The organism is Pseudomonas guariconensis, assembly GCF_024127895.1.
Taxonomy (GTDB): Bacteria; Pseudomonadota; Gammaproteobacteria; order Pseudomonadales; family Pseudomonadaceae; genus Aquipseudomonas; species Aquipseudomonas guariconensis_B.
Genome location: NZ_JAMYBK010000015.1, coordinates 14,388 through 36,486, shown reverse-complemented (window position 1 = coordinate 36,486; position 22,099 = coordinate 14,388). Strand labels below are relative to the sequence as shown.

Annotated in this window: 19 protein-coding genes; all 19 read left to right on the top strand. The window is 63.3% G+C overall.

The window, feature by feature from the left end; translation table 11 throughout:
• The first annotated feature begins 128 nt into the window (after positions 1–128).
• The 19 genes from NJF35_RS16025 (at position 129) to fliG (ending at position 22,070) form a co-directional block, all read left to right on the top strand.
• Positions 129–869: a flagellar basal body rod protein FlgF gene (locus NJF35_RS16025; protein WP_253091257.1), complete on the top strand. Its 741-nt coding sequence runs from the start codon at positions 129–131 to the stop codon at positions 867–869.
• 48 nt (positions 870–917) lie between these two features.
• Positions 918–1,703 carry a flagellar basal-body rod protein FlgG gene (flgG, locus tag NJF35_RS16020; protein WP_225789321.1) on the top strand — a complete coding sequence of 262 codons (786 nt, stop codon included), beginning with the start codon at positions 918–920 and terminating at the stop codon, positions 1,701–1,703.
• Positions 1,704–1,737: 34 nt separating this feature from the next.
• Complete coding sequence (gene flgH / locus NJF35_RS16015) at positions 1,738–2,433, top strand: flagellar basal body L-ring protein FlgH (RefSeq protein WP_225789320.1); 696 nt, start codon at positions 1,738–1,740, stop codon at positions 2,431–2,433.
• A 12-nt stretch (positions 2,434–2,445) separates the two neighbouring features.
• The gene (locus NJF35_RS16010; RefSeq protein ID WP_410045386.1) at positions 2,446–3,555 is read left to right on the top strand and encodes a flagellar basal body P-ring protein FlgI; all 1,110 of its coding nucleotides are present in this window, start codon (positions 2,446–2,448) and stop codon (positions 3,553–3,555) included.
• Between the two features lie 11 nt (positions 3,556–3,566).
• A complete protein-coding gene (flgJ, locus tag NJF35_RS16005) occupies positions 3,567–4,727 on the top strand; it encodes a flagellar assembly peptidoglycan hydrolase FlgJ (RefSeq protein ID WP_225789318.1) in 1,161 nt (386 codons plus the stop codon).
• Positions 4,728–4,739: 12 nt separating this feature from the next.
• A complete protein-coding gene (gene flgK / locus NJF35_RS16000) occupies positions 4,740–6,788 on the top strand; it encodes a flagellar hook-associated protein FlgK (RefSeq protein WP_225789317.1) in 2,049 nt (682 codons plus the stop codon).
• Positions 6,789–6,801: 13 nt separating this feature from the next.
• Positions 6,802–8,370, top strand: coding sequence for a flagellar hook-associated protein 3 (locus NJF35_RS15995; RefSeq protein WP_225789316.1), 1,569 nt, complete (start codon positions 6,802–6,804; stop codon positions 8,368–8,370).
• 461 nt (positions 8,371–8,831) lie between these two features.
• Complete coding sequence (locus tag NJF35_RS15990) at positions 8,832–9,767, top strand: ketoacyl-ACP synthase III (RefSeq protein ID WP_225789315.1); 936 nt, start codon at positions 8,832–8,834, stop codon at positions 9,765–9,767.
• Positions 9,768–10,038: 271 nt separating this feature from the next.
• Entirely contained in the window at positions 10,039–10,890 is an 852-nt protein-coding gene (locus tag NJF35_RS15985) for a flagellin domain-containing protein (RefSeq protein WP_253091255.1), read from the top strand.
• A gap of 70 nt (positions 10,891–10,960) precedes the next feature.
• Positions 10,961–11,320, top strand: coding sequence for a flagellar protein FlaG (locus tag NJF35_RS15980; protein ID WP_253091254.1), 360 nt, complete (start codon positions 10,961–10,963; stop codon positions 11,318–11,320).
• Positions 11,321–11,398: 78 nt separating this feature from the next.
• Complete coding sequence (fliD, locus tag NJF35_RS15975) at positions 11,399–12,814, top strand: flagellar filament capping protein FliD (protein ID WP_253091253.1); 1,416 nt, start codon at positions 11,399–11,401, stop codon at positions 12,812–12,814.
• A gap of 132 nt (positions 12,815–12,946) precedes the next feature.
• Positions 12,947–13,342, top strand: a complete 396-nt coding sequence (gene fliS / locus NJF35_RS15970; protein WP_225789311.1) for a flagellar export chaperone FliS — start codon at positions 12,947–12,949, stop codon at positions 13,340–13,342.
• A 13-nt stretch (positions 13,343–13,355) separates the two neighbouring features.
• Positions 13,356–13,652, top strand: coding sequence for a flagellar protein FliT (locus NJF35_RS15965; protein WP_225789310.1), 297 nt, complete (start codon positions 13,356–13,358; stop codon positions 13,650–13,652).
• 165 nt (positions 13,653–13,817) lie between these two features.
• Positions 13,818–15,293, top strand: a complete 1,476-nt coding sequence (gene fleQ / locus NJF35_RS15960; RefSeq protein WP_225789309.1) for a transcriptional regulator FleQ — start codon at positions 13,818–13,820, stop codon at positions 15,291–15,293.
• Positions 15,294–16,178: 885 nt separating this feature from the next.
• Positions 16,179–17,396 (top strand): sensor histidine kinase, encoded by a 1,218-nt coding sequence (locus tag NJF35_RS15955; protein WP_253091252.1) that lies wholly within the window; start codon positions 16,179–16,181, stop codon positions 17,394–17,396.
• The gene (locus NJF35_RS15950) at positions 17,396–18,769 is read left to right on the top strand and encodes a sigma-54-dependent transcriptional regulator (protein ID WP_225789307.1); all 1,374 of its coding nucleotides are present in this window, start codon (positions 17,396–17,398) and stop codon (positions 18,767–18,769) included. Before NJF35_RS15955 ends, NJF35_RS15950 begins: the two co-directional genes overlap by 1 nt.
• 163 nt (positions 18,770–18,932) lie before the next feature.
• Positions 18,933–19,265 carry a flagellar hook-basal body complex protein FliE gene (gene fliE / locus NJF35_RS15945; RefSeq protein WP_225789306.1) on the top strand — a complete coding sequence of 111 codons (333 nt, stop codon included), beginning with the start codon at positions 18,933–18,935 and terminating at the stop codon, positions 19,263–19,265.
• 14 nt (positions 19,266–19,279) lie between these two features.
• Complete coding sequence (gene fliF / locus NJF35_RS15940; protein ID WP_225789305.1) at positions 19,280–21,058, top strand: flagellar basal-body MS-ring/collar protein FliF; 1,779 nt, start codon at positions 19,280–19,282, stop codon at positions 21,056–21,058.
• Positions 21,051–22,070 (top strand): flagellar motor switch protein FliG, encoded by a 1,020-nt coding sequence (gene fliG, locus NJF35_RS15935; RefSeq protein ID WP_225789304.1) that lies wholly within the window; start codon positions 21,051–21,053, stop codon positions 22,068–22,070. Before fliF ends, fliG begins: the two co-directional genes overlap by 8 nt.
• The last annotated feature ends 29 nt before the right edge of the window (positions 22,071–22,099 follow it).

Genomic DNA, 22,099 nt, shown 5'->3' with positions numbered 1-22,099 from the left:
CAAGCACTCGAAAAAAGCCCGTATCCACGGGCTTTTTCGCGTTTCAGTAAAGTTGGTTCGGAACTTGCTTTAGTGCCTGCACAGCAGCGGCGAGCGGCAACCGGTCGCCAGTGCAGCGGAGGATGACTGTGGACAAGATGCTTTACGTGGCCATGACCGGCGCCAGCCAGAACGCGCTGGCGCAGAAGGCCCACGCCAACAACCTGGCGAACATTTCCACCAACGGTTTCCAGCGTGACCTGGAGCAGGCGCGCTCGATGCCGGTGTTCGGCGACAGCTTTCCGGCGCGGGCCTTCGCCATGACCGAGCGTCCGGCCACCGACTTCAGCGCCGGCCCCATGGTCGAGACCGGGCGTGAGCTGGACGTGGCCGTCAGCGGCGACGGTTTCATCGCCGTGCAGGCACCGGACGGCAGCGAAGCCTACGTGCGCACCGGCAGCCTGAACATCGACGCCCTGGGCGTGCTGCGTGCCGGCAACGGCATGCCGGTGATCGGCAACGGCGGCCCCATCGCCATTGCGCCGGAGCAGAAGGTGGAGGTCGGCGAAGACGGCACCATCAGCATCCGCGCCATGGGCGAGGACCCGCGGGTGATGGCTGAGGTCGACCGGATCAAGCTGGTCAACCCCGACACCCGCGGCCTGGTCAAAGGCCCGGACGGGCTCATCCACACCAAGAGCGGCCAGCCGGCCGACGCCGATGTGAACGTCAAGGTGGTGTCGGGCTTCCTCGAGGGGAGCAATGTCAATGCCGTCGAGGAAATGACCTCGGTGCTGGCGCTGTCCCGCCAGTTCGAGCTGCACGTCAAGATGATGAACACAGCCAAGGAAGGCGACGAAGCCATGGCTCGGGTTTTGCAAATCGGCTAATCACATTTGAACGGGTGCCGTAAAACAGGCGCACGAGGAGAACACTGAATGCTTCCGGCTCTTTGGGTCGCTAAAACCGGCCTGTCCGCCCAGGACACCAACCTGACGGTCATTTCCAACAACCTGGCCAACGTCTCGACCACCGGCTTCAAGCGCGATCGCGCCGAGTTCCAGGACCTGTTGTACCAGGTCAAGCGCCAGCCGGGCGCGCAGTCCACCCAGGACAGCGAACTGCCGTCGGGCCTGCAGGTCGGTACTGGCGTGCGCATCGTCGGCACCCAGAAGAACTTCCAGACCGGCAGCCTGCAGACCACCGAGAACCCGCTGGACATGGCGGTCAACGGCCGTGGCTTCTTCCAGGTGCTGCAACCGGACGGCACCGTGTCGTACACCCGTGACGGCACCTTCCACCTGAACTCCGACGGCCAGATCGTCACCGCCAACGGTTTCGCCCTGGAGCCTGCGATCGTCGTGCCGCCGGATGCCCAGACCTTCACCGTCGGCCAGGACGGCACCGTGTCGATCACCACCGCCGGCAACCCGGCCGCGCAGATCATCGGCAACATCCAGACCGCCGACTTCATCAACCCGGCTGGCCTGCAGGCGATCGGCAACAACCTGTTCCTCGAGACCGCCGCCAGCGGCGCGCCGCAGATCGGCACCCCGGGCCTGAACGGCTTCGGCACCACCCAGCAGCAGACCCTGGAGAACTCCAACGTCAGCACCGTGGAAGAGCTGGTGAACATGATCACCACCCAGCGCGCCTACGAGATGAACTCCAAGGTCATCTCCACCGCCGACCAGATGCTCTCGTTCGTCACCCAGCAGCTGTAAGCCCTAAGCCTGTTACACCCGTGAGGTAAGCGTCATGAATCGTCTGTTGTCCGTCTTCGCCCTGGGGGGCGCGGTGTTGCTGGCCGGTTGCGTCGCACCGACGCCCAAGCCCAACGACCCGTACTATGCGCCGGTCCTGCCGCGTACCCCGTTGCCGGCGGCGGCCAACAACGGTTCGATCTACCAGGCCGGTTTCGAGCAGAACCTGTACTCCGATCGCAAGGCGTTCCGGGTGGGTGACATCATCACCATCACTCTCAACGAGCGCACCTCGGCGAGCAAGAACGCCGGCTCGCAGATCCAGAAGGACAGCAACGCCAACATCGGCCTGACCTCGCTGTTCGGCGCCACGCCGAACACCAACAACCCGTTCGGCGGTGGCGACCTGTCGCTCAACGCCGGCTACAGCGGCGAGCGCGCCACCAAGGGCGACAGCAAGGCCACCCAGGGCAACACCCTGACCGGCTCGATCACCGTCACCGTGGCCGAGGTGCTGCCCAACGGCATCATCGCCGTGCGCGGGGAAAAATGGATGACCCTGAACACCGGCGAGGAGCTGGTGCGCATCGCCGGGCTGGTCCGTGCCGACGACATCGCCACCGACAACACCGTGCCCTCGACCCGCGTGGCCGATGCGCGCATCACCTACTCGGGCACCGGCTCGTTCGCCGATGCCAGCCAGCCCGGTTGGCTGGACCGCTTCTTCCTCAGCCCGCTTTGGCCTTTCTGAGTCCGGATGACCATGTTCAACGTAAGGCAGCTGATTGCCGCAACCCTTCTCTTGTCCTGTGCGTTCGGCGCCCACGCCGAGCGCCTGAAGGACATCGCCAGCATTTCTGGCGTGCGCACCAACCAGCTGATCGGCTATGGCCTGGTGGTGGGGTTGAACGGCACGGGTGACCAGACCACCCAGACCCCCTTCACCCTGCAGACCTTCAACAACATGCTCTCGCAGTTCGGCATCAAGGTGCCGGCCGGCTCCGGCAACGTACAGCTGAAGAACGTCGCCGCGGTGTCGGTGCATGCCGATCTGCCGGCTTTCGCCAAGCCGGGCCAGGTGGTGGACATCACCGTGTCGTCGATCGGCAACTCCAAGAGCCTGCGCGGCGGCAGCCTGCTGATGACCCCGCTCAAGGGGATCGACGGCAACGTCTATGCCATCGCCCAGGGCAACCTGGTGGTCGGCGGCTTCGACGCCGAGGGGCGCGACGGCTCGCGGATCACGGTCAATGTCCCGTCGGCCGGGCGCATCCCTGGCGGCGCCACGGTCGAGCGCGCGGTGCCGAGCGGCTTCAGCCAGGGCAACAGCCTGACCCTGAACCTCAACCGCCCGGACTTCACCACCGCCAAGCGCATCGTCGACAAGGTCAACGAGCTGCTCGGCCCGGGCGTGGCCCAGGCCGTGGACGGCGGCTCGGTGCGGGTCACCGCACCCATGGACCCGAGCCAGCGGGTGGACTACCTGTCGATCCTCGAGAACCTGGAGATCGACCCAGGCCAGGCCGTGGCCAAGGTCATCATCAACTCGCGTACCGGCACCATCGTCATCGGCCAGAACGTCAAGGTCTCGCCGGCGGCGGTGACCCACGGCAGCCTGACCGTGACCATCACCGAAGACCCGATCGTCAGCCAGCCGGGGCCGTTCTCCAATGGCCAGACCGCCGTGGTGCCGCGTTCGCGGGTCAATGCCGAGCAGGAAGCCAAGCCGATGTTCAAGTTCGGCCCGGGCACCACGCTGGATGAGATCGTCCGCGCGGTGAACCAGGTGGGCGCGGCGCCCAGCGACCTGATGGCGATCCTCGAAGCCCTGAAGCAGGCCGGCGCCTTGCAGGCCGACCTGATCGTGATCTGAGGACGCCACGCATGAACCCCAAGAGCCTGGTTTCCAGCCCCGTCGACAGCGGCGCCTACACCGACCTCAACCGCTTGAGCTCGCTCAAGCATGGCGATCGCGACAGCGACGCCAACATACGCAAGGTGGCCCAGGAGTTCGAGTCGCTGTTCATCAGCGAGATGCTCAAGGCCTCGCGCAAGGCCAGCGACGTGCTGGCCGCCGACAACCCGATGAACACCGAGACGGTCAAGCAGTACCGCGACATGTACGACCAGCAACTGGCCGTGAGCATGTCCCGCGAGGGCGGCGGCATCGGCCTGCAGGACGTGCTGGTGCGCCAGCTCTCGAAGAACAAGAGCGCATCGGTCAACACCAGCCCGTTCCCGCGTATCGAGGGCCATGCCCCGGCGTTGTGGGGCAGCAAGGTGGCCGCGCCGGTGCATGCCATTGAGTCGACCGCCACCCGCAACGACGTCGCCGCGCTCAACTCCCGGCGCTTGGCGTTGCCGGGCAAGCTCACCGATCGCCTGCTGGCCGGGATCGTGCCGTCGGCGAGCGCCCCTACCGCCGCTGTACCGGCCGGTGAAGGCCAGCCGGTCTCGGGCGTCGCCCAGGCTTTCGCCGCACCCGATAGCGGCCTGCGCATCCTCGGCCGCGCCGTGGCCCAACCGCCGCTGGCACCGAAGAAAGCCTTCGCCGACAGCGATGCGTTCGTCGCCACCATGCTGCCGATGGCCGAGCAGGCCGCCAAGCGCATCGGTATCGACCCACGCTACCTGGTGGCCCAGGCCGCCCTGGAAACCGGCTGGGGCAAGTCGGTCATGCGCAATGCCGACGGCACCAGCAGCCACAACCTGTTCGGCATCAAGGCCAGCGGCAACTGGCAGGGCGGGCAGGCGAGGGCGATCACCAGCGAGTTCCGTGGCGGGCAGTTCGTCAAGGAGACGGCGGCGTTCCGTTCGTACGATTCCTACCAGGACAGCTTCCACGACCTGGTGAGCCTGCTGCAGAACAATTCGCGCTATCAAGATGCGCTGAAGGCCGCCGATAAACCGGAACAGTTCGTGCGGGAACTGCAGAAGGCCGGGTACGCCACCGACCCGAACTACGCCAGCAAGATCTCGCAGATCGCAAGACAGATGAAGTCGTACGAGAGCTACGCGATGCTCGGTACCATCACGAAACTTTAAGGGCAGGAAACCATGGCGAGTTTGATCAATATTGGCATGTCGGGGCTTGGCGCCGCGCAGTCGGGGATGTACACCCTGGGTAACAACATCGCCAACGCCGATGTGGACAGTTACTCTCGCCAGCAGAACATCCAGAAGACCAAGGGCTCGCAGCAGTACGGGCAGGTGTTCATCGGCAGCGGCACGACCCTGGCCGACGTGCGCCGGGTGTACAACGCCTTTCTGGAAAACCAGCTGCGCACCACTACGTCGCTGTCCAGCGACGCCGCGTCCTACCTGAACCAGATCTCGCCGCTGGATACCGCCTTGTCGAGCAGCGACACCGGCATCACCGCCGCGCTGCAGAGCTTCTTCAGTGCCATGCAGGATGCCTCGGCCAAGCCCACCGAGGACGCCTCGCGCCAGCTTTTGCTGACCAGCGCCCAGACCCTGGCCAAGCGTTTCAATACCTTGTCGGCGCAGCTCAACCAGCAGAACAGCAACATCAACGCCAACATGGCCTCGATCGCTGACCAGGTGAACAAGCTCACCGCGACGATCGCCCAGTACAACGAGCAGATCGCGCGGATCTCGGCGGTGCAGGGCAGCCCCAACGACCTGCTCGACCAGCGTGACGGTGCCGTGCGCGAGCTGACCGCGCTGATCGGCGCCGACGTGGTGGAGCGCGACGGCAACTATGACATCTACCTGAAGAACGGCCAGGCCCTGGTGCTGGGCAAGACCACCCAGACCCTGGGTGTGGAGCCGAACGCGACCGACCCGACCCGCATGAGCCTGGTGCTCAACCGCGGCACCACCAAGATGGACATCACCAACAGCGTCACCGGCGGCGAGCTCGGTGGCCTGATTCGCTACCGCAAGGAAACCCTGGACCCGGCGCTCAACGAGCTGGGCCGCGTGGCGCTGGTGGTGGCCGATGCGATCAACAGTCAGTTGGCCCAAGGCATCGACAAGAATGGCGAGTTCGGCGCCATCCTGTTCGGCGACATCAACAGCGCCAAGGCCATCAGCGAGCGCAGCGTGCCCAAGCTGGGCAACAGCGCAGGTTCCGGCAACCTCGACGTGACCATCAAGGACACCGGCAAGCTGACCACCAACGACTACCAGGTGACCTTCACCAGCGCCACCGAGTACACCGTGCGCCGGCTGCCCGACAACACCGAAATGGGTAGCTTCGACCTCAACGACGACCCACCCCCGGTGATCGACGGCTTCACCCTGTCGCTCAATGGCGGTGGCTTGAGCGCCGGCGACAGCTTCAAGATCACCCCGACGCGCAATGCCGCGGCCAACATCGAGTCGGTGCTCACCGATCCCAAGCGACTGGCGCTGGCCTCGCCGCTGACGGGTACCAGCGGTTCGGGCAACCAGGGTACCGGGCTGATTACCCAGCCGAACCTGACTTCCGAGCTGGATATCTACGATGCCCTGCAGCGTGCCGACCTGCAGACGGGCCTCAAGTACTCCACGCCGGTCAAGCTGGTGTTCGGCGACGACAGCAGCTCGCCCCAGGCCTACACCGTGTACGACGCCAAGGGCAATGCCATCGGCAGCGGCACCATCGTTCCCGGCCAGGAAAACAAGCTGCAGATCTCGGTACCGATGGTCGACGGTAGCGGCAACCCGATCCTTGACGGTAGCGGCACGCAGAAGGCTTTCACCTTCGAGATGAACGTCTCCGGTGCGCCGAAGAACGGCGACAACTTCACCGTGTCGCTGACCGGCGCAGGCTCGGCCGACAACCGCAACGCCCAGTCGGTGATCGACCTGCAGACCAAGTCCACCGTCGACGTAGGGGCCGACGGCAAAGGCATCAGCTTCACCGACGCCTACGCCAAGCTGGTTTCCAATGTCGGTGGCAAGACCGGCCAGGCGCAGATGGACAGCAGCGCCACCGAGGCACTGCACAGCTCGGCGCTCGACAGCCGCAACTCGGTGTCGGGCGTATCGATCGACGAAGAGGTCGGCAACCTGGTCAAGTTCCAGCAGTACTACACCGCGTCGTCGCAGATCATCAAGGCGGCCCAGGAAACCTTCGCCACCTTGATCAACAGTCTTTAAGGAGCCGTAGACCGTGCGCATCTCCACTTCGCAGTTCTACAACACCAGCAGCGCCAACTACCAGCGCACCTTCTCCAACGTCAACAAGACGACCCAGGAGGCCAGCGACTTCCTGCGCATCCGCACTGCCGCCGACGACCCGGTGGGCGCCGCGCGCCTGCTGCAGCTCGAGCAGCAGCAGGACATGCTCAAGCAGTACAGCGGCAACATCGTCAACGTGCGCAACGCGCTGGGGACTGCCGAGAGTACGCTCAATGCCATCGGTACCCTTCTGCAGCGCGTCAACGAACTGGCGCTCAGCTCGGGTAACGGCGCCTTCACCGACGCAGACCGCAAGGCCAATGCCGACGAACTGGCTTCCCTGGAAGACCAGTTGTTCACCTTGATGAACAGCAAGGACGAGAACGGCAAGTACCTGTTCTCCGGCTCCAAGGGCGACACTCCCCCTTACGTGCGCAACGCCGACGGCACCTACACCTACCAGGGCGACCAGAGCAGCCTGATGCTGCAGGTCGGCGACATGCTCAGCCTGGCCGCCAACGAGACCGGCTACAGCGCCTTCGAGCAGGCCCTGAACACCAGCCGCAGCGAGACACGCTTGACTGCGCCGGCTACCGATGACGGCCGTGTCAGCCTGTCCAATGGCCAGGTTTCCGGCAGCGCGACCTACAACGATCGCTTCCGCAGCGGCGAGCCGTACAGCATCGAGTTCACCAGCAGCACCGAGTACAAGATCCTCGATGCCAATGGCAACGATGTGACCCTCGAAGCCAGCCAGGGCGGCAAGTTCGATCCAAACGGCGACAACACCACCATCAGCTTCCGTGGCGTCGACCTGCGCCTGAATATCTCGTTCAAGGCTGGCGACGAGGCCAATCCGGACGCAGCCATTGCCGGCCACACCTTCAGCCTGAGCTCCAAGGCCGATTCGATCGCCGGTACCCGTAGCCCGGGCAATAGCTCGTCGACCCAGATCACTGGCGCCAACATCACCGACCCGGCGCTCTACAAGGCAGCGTTCCCCGGTGGCGGCGCGGTGCTCAAGTTCACCAGTGCCACGGAGTTCGAGCTCTATGCATCGCCAGTGACTGCCGACAGCCGGCCAGTTTCCACCGGCACCCTGAGCGGCACCACCGCCACGGCGGCGGGGGTGAGCTTCGAGCTGTCGGGGGCGCCGAATGCCGGGGATTCGTTTGGGGTCAAGGTCGATACCCACCAGACGCAGAATCCGCTCGACACCATTGCACAGTTGCGCGCGGCGCTGATGACGCCCCAGGACAACGACCCAGTGGCCCGGCAGAATTTCCTGGCTTCGCTGGATTCGGCGATCGGGAATGTCGCCAGTGCGATCGACCAGGTGTCTTCGTCGGTCTCCTCCATTGGTGGGCGAGGGCAGGCCCTGGATGTGCAGGCCGAGACCAACGAGGCGTTGAGTACCGAGAACCTGAAGACCCAGAGCTCGATTCGTGACAGTGATCCGGCGGAAGTGATGCTGCGCTTGGAGATGCAGAAGAACATGCTGCAGGCTTCGATGCAGTCGTTTGCGAAGATTGCTGGGTTGTCGTTGGTTAATTATCTTTAAAATCTGCTGTCCTTCCTGTGTTATCTCCCGTGCGTCCAACTCCAGGTTGTGGTGCATGGGGTTCTATCCAGTTTGCGGTCTCGGTGTACGAGCGTCGATCATGTGGCGTCGTGCTGCATACCGACAATGACCGCTGCAGCAACCTGCTCAGGCACTGTTTCGACGGTCGCTGATCATTTGGTCGATTCTCCCTGTTCCGGCGCCTGGAGGCATGGCCGTTTGATGGCGTGTATGGCTTACCTCTACTATGGCTGGGAAGCCTTTACCCTCCCTTGCTGAAATCGACAAAAAGAGCGTGACCTGGGAGTCAGAACGCGCATCTTCACTGTATATTGTCGAAACCGGGAACCGCTGCGTCGTGCCCGGACAAGCCGTCAGGGGCCGGAACCCGTCCGTACCGTCTGGCGTTTTGCCCTTGAAGACGCAGCGGGTATTTCGCTGTTACTGAATTGGGAAGCCATATGATTGGCATTAAAAGCATCGCCAGTTACGTGCCTGTCGAGGGGGTGGACAACTACGCCCAGGGTGCGAAATTCGGCAAGGATCAGGATTTCATCTTCGGCAAGATTGGTGCGACCTTCTTGCCGCGCAAGGATGCCGGCCAGGAAACCTCCGACCTCTGCGTCGAGGCCGTCAGGACCCTGTTCGCTGCCAATCCATCGCTGGACCCGGCATCCATAGATGTCGTGATCGTCGTCACCCAGAACGGTGACGCCGAAGGCCTGCCCCATACCGCAGCCATCGTCCAGCACAAGCTGGGGCTGTCGACCCATGTCGCCGCCTTCGACATCTCCCTGGGGTGCTCCGGTTACGTTTATGGCCTGTATGCCATGAAAGGCTTCATGGAAGCCGCGGGCCTGAAGAACGGCCTGCTGATCACCGCCGACCCCTATTCGAAGATCGTCGATCCCGAGGATCGCAATACCACCATGCTGTTCGGTGACGCCGCTACCGCGACTTGGATGGCCGACGATGCTACCTGGCAATTGGGCCAGTCGCTGTTCGGCAGCGATGGCGCAGGCGCCGAGCACCTGCGTACGACCGAAGGCACGTTCTTCATGAACGGCCGCCAGGTCTATAACTTCGCTCTGGTGAAAGTGCCCGCCCACCTGCAGCAATTGCTCGAAGCCAGCGAGCTGAAGGCCGATGACATCGATCTGTACTGCCTGCATCAGGGTAGCGCGGCTATCGTCGATGCTGTTTCCCTGCGCTTCAATGAGGGCGCACAGCGGGCAAGGTTCGTCAAGGATATGGTCGAGACCGGCAACACTGTGTCGTCTAGTATTCCGCTGTTGCTGGAGAAGCATGTGCTCGGCTCGCAGCTCAAGCGCGTTGCCCTCAGTGGCTTCGGTGTGGGCCTGTCCTGGGGTTCGGCGATCATCGAGCGTCGTGATTGATCTGCTGCTCGCCAGCCTGAACGCCGCCGCTTTCCAGGCGGCGTTTTTGTTCCTGCCCGTTCGATCAAGAGAATGAGCATGCCAGTGGTTGTCGGTATCTTGGCGTCAAGTCCTTGATTTCACTGGGCTGGCAGGATGCCAGCAATTTTTTTTGAAAAATCCCTAAAGCAACCCGCCCTGGCGACGATAACAATTACGAAGGTTCTCTGTGCCACCCCCGGCGAATTGCCAAGGCCGGAAGCCGTAGTACCCATCCAACGAGGAATTCGTCATGGCTTTGACTGTAAACACCAATACCACCTCTCTGGGCGTTCAGAAGAACCTGAACCGTGCTTCCGACGCACTGAGCACCTCGATGACTCGTCTGTCCTCTGGCCTGAAAATCAACAGTGCCAAGGATGACGCCGCTGGCCTGCAGATCGCTACCCGCATGACTTCGCAGATCCGTGGTCAGACCATGGCGATCAAGAACGCCAACGACGGTATCTCCATCGCCCAGACCGCTGAAGGTGCGATGCAAGAGCAAACCAACATCCTGCAGCGTATGCGTGAACTGGCTGTTCAGTCGCGAAACGACTCCAACAGTGAAGACGATCGCGCAGCTCTGGATGCTGAATACCAATCTATGCTCGAAGAGATTGACCGGATTGCAGCCAGTACTCAGTTGAATGGAAAGTTCCTGCTGGATAGCACTGCTGGTTCGATGACATTCCAAGTTGGTTCTGGTGCGACCGCTAACGATCAGATCACAATCGACCTGTCCAAAGATATGAGTAGTGGTGGCGCGCTCAGTGATTTGGCTGGCACCATTATTACGGGTGCCGATAGTGCTACCGCTGAAACCAACTTCCAAGCTGCTATCGCGGCAATTGATACGGCTCTGCAAGAAATCAACACTACTCGTGCTGACCTGGGTGCCTCTCAGAACCGCCTGACCAGCACCATCAACAACCTGCAGAACATTAACGAGAACGCCGAAGCTGCCCGTGGCCGTGTACAGGACACCGACTTCGCCGCTGAAACTGCTCAGTTGACCAAACAGCAGACCCTGCAGCAAGCTTCGACCTCGGTTCTGGCTCAGGCCAACCAGCTGCCATCCGCTGTTCTGAAGCTGCTTCAGTAATCGCTGATGGTTATCGGCGGGGAAGTGCACGCGCGGCGCTTCCCCGCTTTTTCATTGTGAGGTGCTGGAGATGGACATGAGCGTCACGCTGAACCTGTCTTACCCGGCTGCGCGTTCAACTGAGCAGGTTGCCGAAAATCCGGCCGCCCGGTTGGTCGTTGATGCTTCCGGCGATGGCGAAAAGAAAAGCCCTGTCGAAGTGCAGGATACCGATAAGGTCAAGGATGCCGTCTCGGAGATCGAGAAGTTCCTGAAAGAGACCCGGCGCAACCTGGAATTCTCCACCGACGAGGATTCCGGCAAGATCGTGGTCAAGGTCATCGCCAGCGACACGGGTGAGCTGATTCGCCAGATTCCCTCGGAGGAGGCCCTGCGGATCGCCCACAGCCTGAGCGATGTCAAGAGTGTTCTGTTCGACGCCAAGGTCTGACCGGCGGCGAGCGAAATGACGTGATTCATGTCAGTCTTGCAGCAGCGAGGCTGACGCGTTAACGAGAGGGACAACAGCATGGCAAGCCCGATTACTTCTTCCACTGGCCTGGGTTCCGGTCTCGATATCTCGGGCATCGTCAAGGCCTTGGTCGAGTCCGACACTGCGGCGAAACAGGCGCAGATCAAGCGCCAGACCAGCAACAACAGTGCGATGATCTCGGGTATCGGTGCGCTGCGCAGTGCCCTCACGGCGTTCCAGGACGCCATGAAGAAGCTAAACGACAAGAATGCGCCGTCCTTCAATGCCTACGCGGCTAAGTCGGCCAACGAGGCTGTGATCAAGGTCAAGTCCAGCAATAGCGCAGTAGCTGGAAATTACGACATCGTCGTTAATCAGTTGGCCACCGGTTCCAAGGTCGCCAGTCAGCAGTTCGAGGGAGGCGCTACTTCCGCGATCACTGCGGGTGAGATGACCATCAGCCAAGGTGGCAAGACCTACAAGGTCGACGTAGCCAGCGACGCGACGTTGCAGAGCGTGCGGGACCAGATCAACAAGGAGCTGGGGGCCAGCGGTATCTCTGCCAACATCATCAACGAGGAGGGTGGTGCGCGGCTCGTGCTCAGTTCTGCCACCACCGGTGCTGGTAGCGATATCTCCGTGAGCGGGATCCCTGAGCTGGAAATCGATGGCACCGCGCAGATGAGTGGTACGGGGGCTGGCTATATCACAGCCATGGCTCAAGATGCCGAGCTGACGATCGATGGTCTGAAGGTCAAGAGCGCGAGCAATACCGTCAGCGACGCTATCAGTGGCATGACACTCGAACTCACGGGCGTCAGCGCCAAGGCCGCTGACGGTACCCGTTCGCCGACGGCGCTTACCATCGCAGCGGACAATGAGGGGTTGAAAAAGTCTGTCCAGAGTTTCGTCGATGCCTACAACACGTTGCAAAAGGCGATTATCTCGCTGACCACCAGCACTCGCGACGATGATGACAATCTACTGCTTGGTCCGCTTACCAACGATCCTACCACTCGCTCCTTGCTGGGCGACATTCGCAAGGTATTGAGCGAGGTGGGCGCCGGTGACAAGCTCACCTCTCTGAGTCAGTTGGGTATCAATACCCAGAAAGATGGCACGCTCGAATTCAATAGTGTCAAGTTTACTGCTGCGCTGGATGACAAGAAGCTCGGTCCCGAGATCCAAGAGCTTTTTACTGGCACGAATGGTGTCTTCGAGCGGATGAATAAGGCCATTGATCCGTACAATAAGACCGATGGTAGTCTGGCGACGCGCAAGTCCAACCTGGACAAGACCGCCAAGAACCTGTTGGATCAGCAGGAAGCCTTGGATCGTCGCACCGAGTCCCTAACCGAGTCGCTGACCAGGAAATACGTGGCCCTGGACGCCGCCCTGGGCAAGATGAAAGCCCAGGCCGACCAGATCACCTCGATCTTCGAAGCGATCAACGCCCAAGCCAAGAAGTCCTGATCGACGCCTGGTGCCAAAAGCCCGGCAGCGTCACGTTCGACGCGCCGGGCTTTTTGCTTCCCCGCTAAAGTTTTTTGACGTACCGACGATACACAGGTATACGCAACCTTTTCGCTGCAACGAGGTAGATCCATGAACCCGATGTTGGCCCTTCGGCAGTACCAGAAAGTCAATGGTGTGGCGCAGACCTCCGAGGCCAGCCCGCACCGTCTGGTGCAGATGCTCATGCAAGGCGGCCTCGATCGCCTGGCCCAGGCCAAGGGCGCCATGGCGCGCAACGATATCGCCCAGCGCGGCATCCTGATCGGCAAGGCCATCGACATCATCGGCGGCCTGCGCGAAGGGTTGGATCTGGAAAACCATGCTGACAGTCTGGCCGACCTGGACAGCCTATATACCTACATGAGCCGGCGCCTGGTCGAGGCCAACGTGCAAAACGATCCGGCGATCATCGATGAAGTGGCGCGCCTGCTGATCACGGTCAAGGAAGGCTGGGACGCGATTGGCGACCCGTCGCCATCCATCTGATTGGGAGATTGCCATGAGCGAGGTGATCGAGCGTATAGAGCAGACCCGTGAGGCGCTGCTGGCGGCACTGGATAGTCGGGATTGGGATACGATTGGCGAGCTCGATCTCGAGTGCCGGCTGTGTGTCGATGAGGTGCTGGTCGAAGCCTCGCTCAATGAGGAAGCGGTAAGGGGCAGTCTAGAGCAGCTGCTCGGCGTTTATCGGCAACTCATTGAAATTGCAAGTGGTGAACGTCAATCGATAGTCGACGAGATGACGCAGATTCGTCAGGCGAAAAATGCCGCAAAGGTATACCATTTGTTCAGCTGACGCTGGACGGTATAGAAAAACGCGCCATTAATTTGACAGTGTGCGTTTTTTTAACTTAACTAGTGACTGTTTTCGCAAATTCAGACGTCCGAGCACTGATCATCCAGTCGGAATGATGTCGAGCACGCCCTCGGGCGTCGAAATGACTAGGGAAGTTCCTAACGCATGTGGCGTGAAACCAAGATCCTCTTGATCGATGACGACAGCGAACGCCGCCGCGATCTGGCGGTGGTCCTGAATTTCCTCGGCGAGGAAAACCTCTCCTGCTCCAGCCTGGATTGGCAGCAGGTGGTCGAGTCGTTGTCTTCCAGTCGTGAAGTGCTGTGCGTGCTGATCGGGACTGTGAATGCTCCGGCAAGTCTCCTGGGGCTGCTTAAGACAGTGGCTGGGTGGGATGAGTTCCTTCCGGTTCTGCTTTTAGGTGAAATTTCTTCTGCGGAGTTCCCCGAGGACCTGCGACGCCGGGTGCTGTCGAACCTCGAGATGCCGCCGAGCTACAGCCAGTTGCTCGACTCCCTGCACCGTGCCCAGGTCTATCGCGAGATGTACGACCAGGCTCGCGAGCGCGGCCGCCAGCGCGAGACGAACCTGTTCCGCAGCCTGGTCGGTACCAGTCGGGCGATCCAGCATGTGCGGCAGATGATGCAGCAGGTGGCCGACACCGACGCCAGCGTGCTGATCCTGGGTGAGTCCGGGACCGGCAAGGAAGTGGTGGCGCGCAACCTGCACTACCATTCCAAACGCCGCGAGGCGCCGTTCGTGCCGGTCAACTGCGGGGCGATCCCGGCCGAGTTGCTCGAGAGCGAGCTGTTCGGCCACGAGAAGGGTGCCTTCACCGGGGCGATCACCAGCCGGGCCGGGCGTTTCGAGTTGGCCAATGGCGGCACCCTGTTCCTCGACGAGATCGGCGACATGCCGTTGCCGATGCAGGTCAAGCTGCTGCGCGTGCTGCAGGAGCGTACCTTCGAGCGGGTCGGCAGCAACAAGACCCAGAGCATCGACGTACGCATCATCGCCGCGACCCACAAGAACCTCGAGACGATGATCGAGGAGGGGGCTTTCCGCGAGGACCTGTACTACCGCCTGAACGTCTTCCCCATCGAGATGGCGCCATTGCGCGAGCGGGTCGAGGATATCCCGCTGTTGATGAACGAGCTGATCTCGCGCATGGAGCACGAGAAGCGGGGCTCGATCCGCTTCAATTCGGCGGCGATCATGTCGCTGTGCCGCCATGGCTGGCCGGGTAACGTGCGTGAGTTGGCCAACCTGGTCGAGCGCATGGCGATCATGCATCCGTACGGGGTGATCGGCGTTTCCGAGCTGCCGAAGAAATTCCGCTACATCGACGATGAAGACGAGCAATTGGTCGACAGCCTGCGCAGCGACTTGGAAGAGCGCGTGGCGATCAACGGCAATACCCCGAACTTCGCAGGCCACGCCATGTTGCCGCCTGAAGGGCTGGACCTGAAGGACTACCTGGGCAGCCTGGAGCAGGGGCTGATCCAGCAGGCCTTGGACGACGCCAATGGCATCGTCGCGCGAGCCGCGGAGCGTTTGCGCATTCGCCGCACCACCTTGGTGGAGAAGATGCGCAAGTACGGCATGAGCCGGCGGGATGGGGAAGAGCAGGCGGAAGGTTGACGCAGATCGCTGCGTTACACCGCCTGACTGCACCATCGGGGTTTGCAAGGGCTGCGAAGCGGCCCCAAAGACGGCTATCGAAGGCTTGACTGACATTAGAGCAATGTCTGCACAGGTTCGGTATTGTCCCGAGAAGCAGTGAGAGCCTTCGAGGCCTGGGGCTGCCTTGCAGCCCATCGCCGGTAAACCGGCTCCCACAGGGGGCTCTGCAAGCCCCATCATCCGTGATCGACTCGACCCCTTGTGGGAGCGGGCTTGCCCGCGAATAGGCCGGAACAGCCAACCAAAAGGCCATTGCCTTGCCCCGCCTTGCCCCAGCAGGCGCGCAGCGACCTGCCCGGCTCTTGATCTTGTCGCACGCCAGCTCAGGCGCCGCCAATCGCGACTTCAGGAGGCCGAGCAGAGGCATTGCGTAGTGAGGTGACGGCCATGGATGGCCGTCAAGCGCTGCGGGCCAGGACGGCCCGTCAGCGCGGTCCTCACGGGAGCAATGCCGGCGCGAGGGAACCCCGGAGCGCAGCGTAGGGGCCGTATGATGGAGCAGGCGGTTTTTGCCTACTTTTGCCCGAGAGCAAAAGTAGGTCGCCGTAAAGGCGAAAAGCGCCAGTGGCATCGCCGCCGCGAATGGATATTCACACCATCCCAATAATGTAGTGCCAGGGATTGCACAGCTCTGCCAGTGAAATGAGGTGGCCTATTCGCGGACAAGCTCCTACAGGGTTCGGTGTTGCCCCGAGACAGTCAGGGGCGTAATTGGTAAAGCAGCCCGCACATCCATGCTCCTCCGTCAGCCGAAAGTTCCCCCGCTCCCCCACCCGGCACGGCTATTGCTACACCGCTGGCACCATACCGGTTTTATGACGGTCAGCCACGCGAGAAAGCACGATGCCCCAGGCCGCCCACATTTCCCGAATCCCCGATCCGCAGGGCCGAACCCTGGTCGAGCAGGAAAGCCGACAGGGCCTCGAGCAGGCGTTCGCCCTGTTCAACCAGGTGTCCAGCCAGCTCAACGCGTCCTACAGCATGCTCGAGGCGCGGGTCAGCGAGCTCAAGGGCGAGCTGGCGGTGGTCAGCGCCCAGCGCATGGCCGAGCTGGGCGAGAAGGAACGCCTGGCCAACCGCCTGCAGAACCTGCTGGACCTGCTCCCAGGCGGCGTGATCGTGATCGATGGCCAAGGCTATGTGCGCGAAGCCAACCCCGCCGCGTGCGAGCTGCTTGGCGAACCCTTGGTCGGCGAACTGTGGCGCCAGGTGATCGCCCGCAGCTTCGCCCCGCGCAAGGACGATGGCCACGAAGTGTCCCTGCGCGATGGCCGACGCCTGTCCATCGCCACGCGCTCGCTGGATGCCGAGCCCGGGCAACTGGTGCTGCTCAACGACCTGACCGAAACCCGCCGCCTGCAACACCAGCTGGCGCGCCACGAGCGCCTGTCGTCCCTGGGGCGCATGGTCGCCTCCCTGGCCCACCAGATCCGTACCCCCTTGTCGGCGGCCATGCTCTACGCCAGCCACCTGGCCGATAGCGAAAACGACCTGCCAACAGAAACCCGCCAACGGTTCGCCGGCAACCTCAAGGAGCGCCTGCACGAGCTGGAGCATCAGGTCCGCGACATGCTGGTGTTCGCCCGTGGCGAGCTGCCGCTGGGCGACCGAGTGAGCCCGAAGGCATTGTTCCAGGCCTTGCAGCAAGCGGCCCAGGCCCATGTCCAGGGGCATGCGGTGCGTTGGCAGTGCGACAGTCACCTGGGCGAGTTGCTGTGCAACCGCGACACCCTGGTGGGTGCCTTGCTCAACCTGATCGAGAATGCCCTGCAGGCCAGCCAGGGGCCGGCGCGGCTCAAGGTGCACCTGTACCGCCGGGAGCAGTCGCTGCACCTGTGCGTCAGCGATGCCGGCTGCGGCATCGACGCCGAATTGCTGGCGCGCCTGGGCGAGCCGTTCCTGACCACCAAGGCCACCGGCACCGGCCTGGGGCTGGCGGTGGTCAAGGCTGTGGTGCGCGCGCACCAGGGCAGTCTGCAGGTGCGCTCGAAGGTGGGTCGTGGCACCTGCGTGCGGGTGGAGCTGCCGTTGATCGGCGCTGATCGGGCGGGGGGCGTGTGATGGCCATCAAGGTGTTGCTGGTCGAAGACGATCGCGTCCTGCGCCAGGCCCTGGCCGATACCCTGGAGATCGGTGGTTTCTCCTACCACGCCGTGGGCAGCGCCGAGGCGGCGCTCGAAGCGGTGGCTGGCGAGTCCTTCAGCCTGGTGGTCAGCGATGTGAACATGCCGGGTATGGACGGCCACCAGTTGCTGGCCCAATTGCGCCGCCATCACCCGCAGTTGCCGGTGCTGCTGATGACCGCCCATGCGGCGGTGGAACGTGCCGTGGAGGCCATGCGCCAGGGCGCCGTCGATTATTTGGTCAAGCCGTTCGAGCCCAAGGCCCTGCTCAGCCTGGTGGAGCGGCATGCCGCTGGGCGCATGGGCGGTGCCGATGAGGAAGGGCCGGTGGCTTGCGAGCCGGCCAGCCGGCAATTGCTCGAGCTGGCGGCGCGGGTGGCACGCAGCGACTCGACCGTGCTCATCTCCGGTGAGTCCGGCACCGGCAAGGAAGTCCTGGCGCGCTACATCCACCAGCAGTCGCCACGGGCAGCGCAGCCTTTCGTGGCGATCAACTGCGCGGCGATCCCCGACAACATGCTCGAAGCCACGCTGTTCGGCCACGAGAAGGGCGCCTTCACTGGCGCCATCGCCGCCCAGGAAGGCAAGTTCGAGCAGGCCGACGGTGGCACCCTGCTGCTCGACGAGATCTCCGAGATGCCCCTTGGCCTGCAGGCCAAGCTCCTGCGCGTGCTGCAGGAGCGGGAAGTGGAGCGGGTCGGCGGGCGCAAGCCGATCGCCCTGGACATTCGCGTGCTGGCCACTACCAACCGCGACCTGGCGGGCGAAGTGGCGGCCGGGCGTTTCCGCGAAGACCTGTACTATCGCCTGTCGGTCTTCCCCCTGGCCTGGCGCCCGCTGCGCGAACGCAGCGCCGATATCCTGCCGCTGGCCGAGCGCCTGCTGGCGCGCCATGTGGCGAAGATGAAGCACGCGCCAGTGCGCCTGTCTGCCGACGCCCGCGCATGCCTGGTAAGCCATGCCTGGCCGGGCAACGTGCGCGAGCTCGACAACGCCCTGCAACGGGCGCTGATCCTGCAGCAGGGCGGGGTGATCGAAGCGGCGGATTTCTGTCTGGGCGGTGCTGTTGCCTTGTCGGCCCCCGCGCCAATGGCCGTCACGCCACAGGCGGTCGAGGCGCAGCAAGTCGGCGCCCTGGGCGACGACATGCGCCGCCACGAATTCCAGATGATCATCGACACCCTGCGCGCCGAGCGCGGCCGCCGCAAGGAAGCCGCCGAACGCCTGGGCATCAGCCCGCGCACCCTGCGCTACAAGCTGGCCCAGATGCGCGATGCTGGCTTGGACGTCGACGCCAGCCTGTTCGGCTGAAGCGGCAACGAGCTATCAACTACAAGCAACAGCAGTCCGACGCACGCCCGCTCTTGCTTGCCGCTCGCCGTTCGAATCCAGCCCAGGCTGGCACTCTTGTTGCTTTACCCAGGCATTCGCCGCATGAGCGTCAAAAAAATGCGGCCGCCGGAGAGAGAAGTTCATGAACCAAGGTGTTGAATTCAATCGTCTGATGTTGGACATGCGCGCCATGCAGGCCGATGCCATGTCCCTGCCCAAGGCCTCTGCCGCCCCCGAGCTGGCGCCAGGGCAGAGCAGCTTCGCCGACATGCTCGGCCAGGCCATCAACAAGGTGCATGACACCCAGCAGGCCTCCAACCAACTGGCCAACGCCTTCGAGATCGGCAAGAGCGGTGTCGACCTGACTGATGTGATGATCGCTTCGCAGAAGGCTTCCGTGTCGTTCCAGGCCCTGACCCAGGTGCGCAACAAGCTGGTCCAGGCGTACCAGGACATCATGCAGATGCCGGTTTGAGGGCAGAGTGAACCATGGCCGAAGCAGTCGTCGATAACGCCCCCGCCAAGAGCGGCCCGCCAGCGGCCAAGCCGCCGCTGTTCGGCATGGCGTTCCTGGAAAACATCTCGCAGATGCCCATGCTGCGGCAGGTCGGCCTGTTGGTCGGCCTGGCGGCGAGCGTGGCGATCGGCTTCGCCGTGGTGCTCTGGTCGCAGCAGCCGGACTACCGGCCGCTGTACGGCAGCCTGGCGGGCATGGACACCAAGCAGGTCATGGAGACCTTGTCGGCCGCTGACATCGGCTACCGCGTCGAACCCAACTCCGGCGCGCTGTTGGTCAAGGCCGACGATCTTTCCCGTGCGCGCCTGAAACTGGCCGCCGCCGGCGTGGCGCCGAGCGATGGCAATGTCGGTTTCGAGATCCTCGACAAGGACCAGGGCTTGGGCACCAGCCAGTTCATGGAAGCCACCCGCTATCGTCGTGGCCTGGAGGGTGAACTGGCCCGCACCGTCGCCAGCCTGAACAACGTCAAGGCCGCACGTGTGCACCTGGCGATCCCCAAGAGCTCGGTATTCGTGCGTGACGAGCGCAAGCCCAGCGCGTCGGTGCTGGTCGAGCTGTATCCCGGCCGCGCCCTGGAAGCCGGCCAGGTGATGGCGATCGTCAATCTGGTGGCCACCAGCGTACCGGAGCTGGACAAGTCCCAGGTCACCGTGGTCGACCAGAAGGGCAACCTGCTCTCCGACCAGTTGCAAGACACCGCCCTGACCATGGCTGGCAAGCAGTTCGACTACAGCCGCCGCATGGAAGGCATGCTCACCCAGCGCGTGCACAACATCCTCGAGCCGGTGCTGGGCAATGACCGCTACAAGGCCGAGGTGTCCGCCGACATCGATTTCAGCGCAGTGGAGTCCACCTCCGAGCAGTTCAACCCCGACCAGCCGGCCCTGCGCAGCGAGCAGTCGGTCAATGAGCAGCGCGCCAGCAGCCAGCCGCCGCAAGGCGTGCCAGGCGCCCTGAGCAACCAGCCGCCGGCCGGCGCCGCCGCGCCGGAAAATGCTACCGCTGCCGCGCCGGCAGCCGGTGCCGTGCAGCCTGGCCAGCCGCTGGTGGACGCCAACGGCCAGCAGATCATGGACCCGGCCACCGGCCAGCCGATGCTCGCGCCGTATCCGGCCGATAAGCGCCTGCAGACCACTCGCAACTTCGAGCTGGACCGCTCCATCAGCCACACCCGCCAGCAGCAGGGGCGCCTGACCCGCCTGTCGGTGGCGGTGGTGGTGGACGACCAGGTCAAGCTCGACGCCGCCACCGGCGAGGCCGTCCGCGCGCCCTGGGGCGCCGAGGACCTGGCACGCTTCACCCGCCTGGTGCAGGATGCGGTGGGCTTCGACGCCAGCCGTGGCGACAGCGTGACCGTGATCAACGTGCCGTTCGCCGCCGACCGGGGCGAGGTGCTGGCCGACATTCCGTTCTACTCGCAGCCGTGGTTCTGGGACATCGTCAAGCAGGTGCTCGGCGTGCTGTTCATCCTGGTGCTGGTGTTCGGCGTGCTGCGGCCGGTGCTCAACAACATCACCGGCGGTGGCAAGCAGGCCGCTGCCGACAGCGACATGGAACTGGGCGGGATGATGGGTCTGGATGGCGAGCTGGCCAACGACCGCGTCACCCTGGGTGGCCCGACAAGCATCCTGTTGCCGAGCCCGAACGAGGGCTACGAGGCGCAGCTGAACGCAATCAAGGGCCTGGTGGCCGAGGATCCGGGCCGCGTGGCCCAGGTCGTGAAAGAGTGGATCAACGCCGATGAGTGACAACCGAGCCGTTACCGCCAAGCTGAGCCGTGTCGACAAGGCGGCGATCCTGCTGCTCTCCCTGGGCGAGACCGATGCCGCCCAGGTGTTGCGGCACATGGGCCCCAAGGAAGTGCAGCGGGTTGGCGTGGCCATGGCGCAGATGGGCAACGTCCACCGCGAGCAGGTCGAGCAGGTGATGAGCGAGTTCGTCGAGATCGTCGGCGACCAGACCAGCCTGGGCGTGGGCTCCGACGGCTACATCCGCAAGATGCTCAACCAAGCCCTCGGCGAGGACAAGGCCAACGGCCTGATCGACCGCATCCTGCTCGGTGGCAACACCAGCGGCCTGGACAGCCTCAAGTGGATGGAGCCACGCGCCGTGGCCGATGTGATCCGCTACGAGCACCCGCAGATTCAGGCCATCGTGGTCGCCTACCTCGACCCGGACCAGGCCGGCGAGGTGCTGAGCAACTTCGACCACAAGGTGCGCCTGGACATCATCCTGCGCGTGTCGTCGCTCAATACCGTACAGCCTGCGGCGCTCAAGGAGCTGAACCAGATCCTCGAGAAGCAGTTCTCCGGCAACTCCAATGCCGCGCGCACCACCCTGGGCGGTATCAAGCGTGCTGCCGACATCATGAACTTCCTCGACAGCTCGGTCGAAGGCCAACTGATGGACTCGATCCGCGAGATCGACAACGACCTGTCGGAGCAGATCGAAGACCTGATGTTCGTCTTCAACAACCTGGCCGACGTCGACGACCGCGGCATCCAGGCGCTGCTGCGCGAGGTGTCCTCGGACGTGCTGGTGGTGTCGCTCAAGGGCGCCGACGAAAAGGTCAAGGACAAGATCTTCAAGAACATGTCCAAGCGTGCCTCGGAGCTGCTGCGCGACGACCTGGAGGCCAAGGGCCCGGTGCGGGTCAGCGACGTGGAAGCGGCGCAGAAGGAAATCCTCACCATCGCCCGGCGCATGGCCGAGGCCGGCGAGATCGTGCTCGGCGGCAAGGGTGCCGAGGAGATGATCTAAGCCAAGCAGCGCGCTTCAAGCGGCAAGAA

Coding starts and splice junctions, on each gene's coding strand:
- flgG (WP_225789321.1), top strand. CDS start 918: ATGCTTCCGGCTCTTTGGGTCGCTAAAACCGGCCTGTCCGCCCAGGAC.
- fliG (WP_225789304.1), top strand. CDS start 21,051: ATGAGTGACAACCGAGCCGTTACCGCCAAGCTGAGCCGTGTCGACAAG.
- NJF35_RS15965 (WP_225789310.1), top strand. CDS start 13,356: ATGAGCGAGGTGATCGAGCGTATAGAGCAGACCCGTGAGGCGCTGCTG.
- NJF35_RS15985 (WP_253091255.1), top strand. CDS start 10,039: ATGGCTTTGACTGTAAACACCAATACCACCTCTCTGGGCGTTCAGAAG.
- fleQ (WP_225789309.1), top strand. CDS start 13,818: ATGTGGCGTGAAACCAAGATCCTCTTGATCGATGACGACAGCGAACGC.
- NJF35_RS15990 (WP_225789315.1), top strand. CDS start 8,832: ATGATTGGCATTAAAAGCATCGCCAGTTACGTGCCTGTCGAGGGGGTG.
- NJF35_RS15950 (WP_225789307.1), top strand. CDS start 17,396: ATGGCCATCAAGGTGTTGCTGGTCGAAGACGATCGCGTCCTGCGCCAG.
- flgJ (WP_225789318.1), top strand. CDS start 3,567: ATGAACCCCAAGAGCCTGGTTTCCAGCCCCGTCGACAGCGGCGCCTAC.
- fliS (WP_225789311.1), top strand. CDS start 12,947: ATGAACCCGATGTTGGCCCTTCGGCAGTACCAGAAAGTCAATGGTGTG.
- NJF35_RS16010 (WP_410045386.1), top strand. CDS start 2,446: ATGTTCAACGTAAGGCAGCTGATTGCCGCAACCCTTCTCTTGTCCTGT.
- fliF (WP_225789305.1), top strand. CDS start 19,280: ATGGCCGAAGCAGTCGTCGATAACGCCCCCGCCAAGAGCGGCCCGCCA.
- NJF35_RS15955 (WP_253091252.1), top strand. CDS start 16,179: ATGCCCCAGGCCGCCCACATTTCCCGAATCCCCGATCCGCAGGGCCGA.
- flgH (WP_225789320.1), top strand. CDS start 1,738: ATGAATCGTCTGTTGTCCGTCTTCGCCCTGGGGGGCGCGGTGTTGCTG.
- fliE (WP_225789306.1), top strand. CDS start 18,933: ATGAACCAAGGTGTTGAATTCAATCGTCTGATGTTGGACATGCGCGCC.
- flgK (WP_225789317.1), top strand. CDS start 4,740: ATGGCGAGTTTGATCAATATTGGCATGTCGGGGCTTGGCGCCGCGCAG.
- fliD (WP_253091253.1), top strand. CDS start 11,399: ATGGCAAGCCCGATTACTTCTTCCACTGGCCTGGGTTCCGGTCTCGAT.
- NJF35_RS15980 (WP_253091254.1), top strand. CDS start 10,961: ATGGACATGAGCGTCACGCTGAACCTGTCTTACCCGGCTGCGCGTTCA.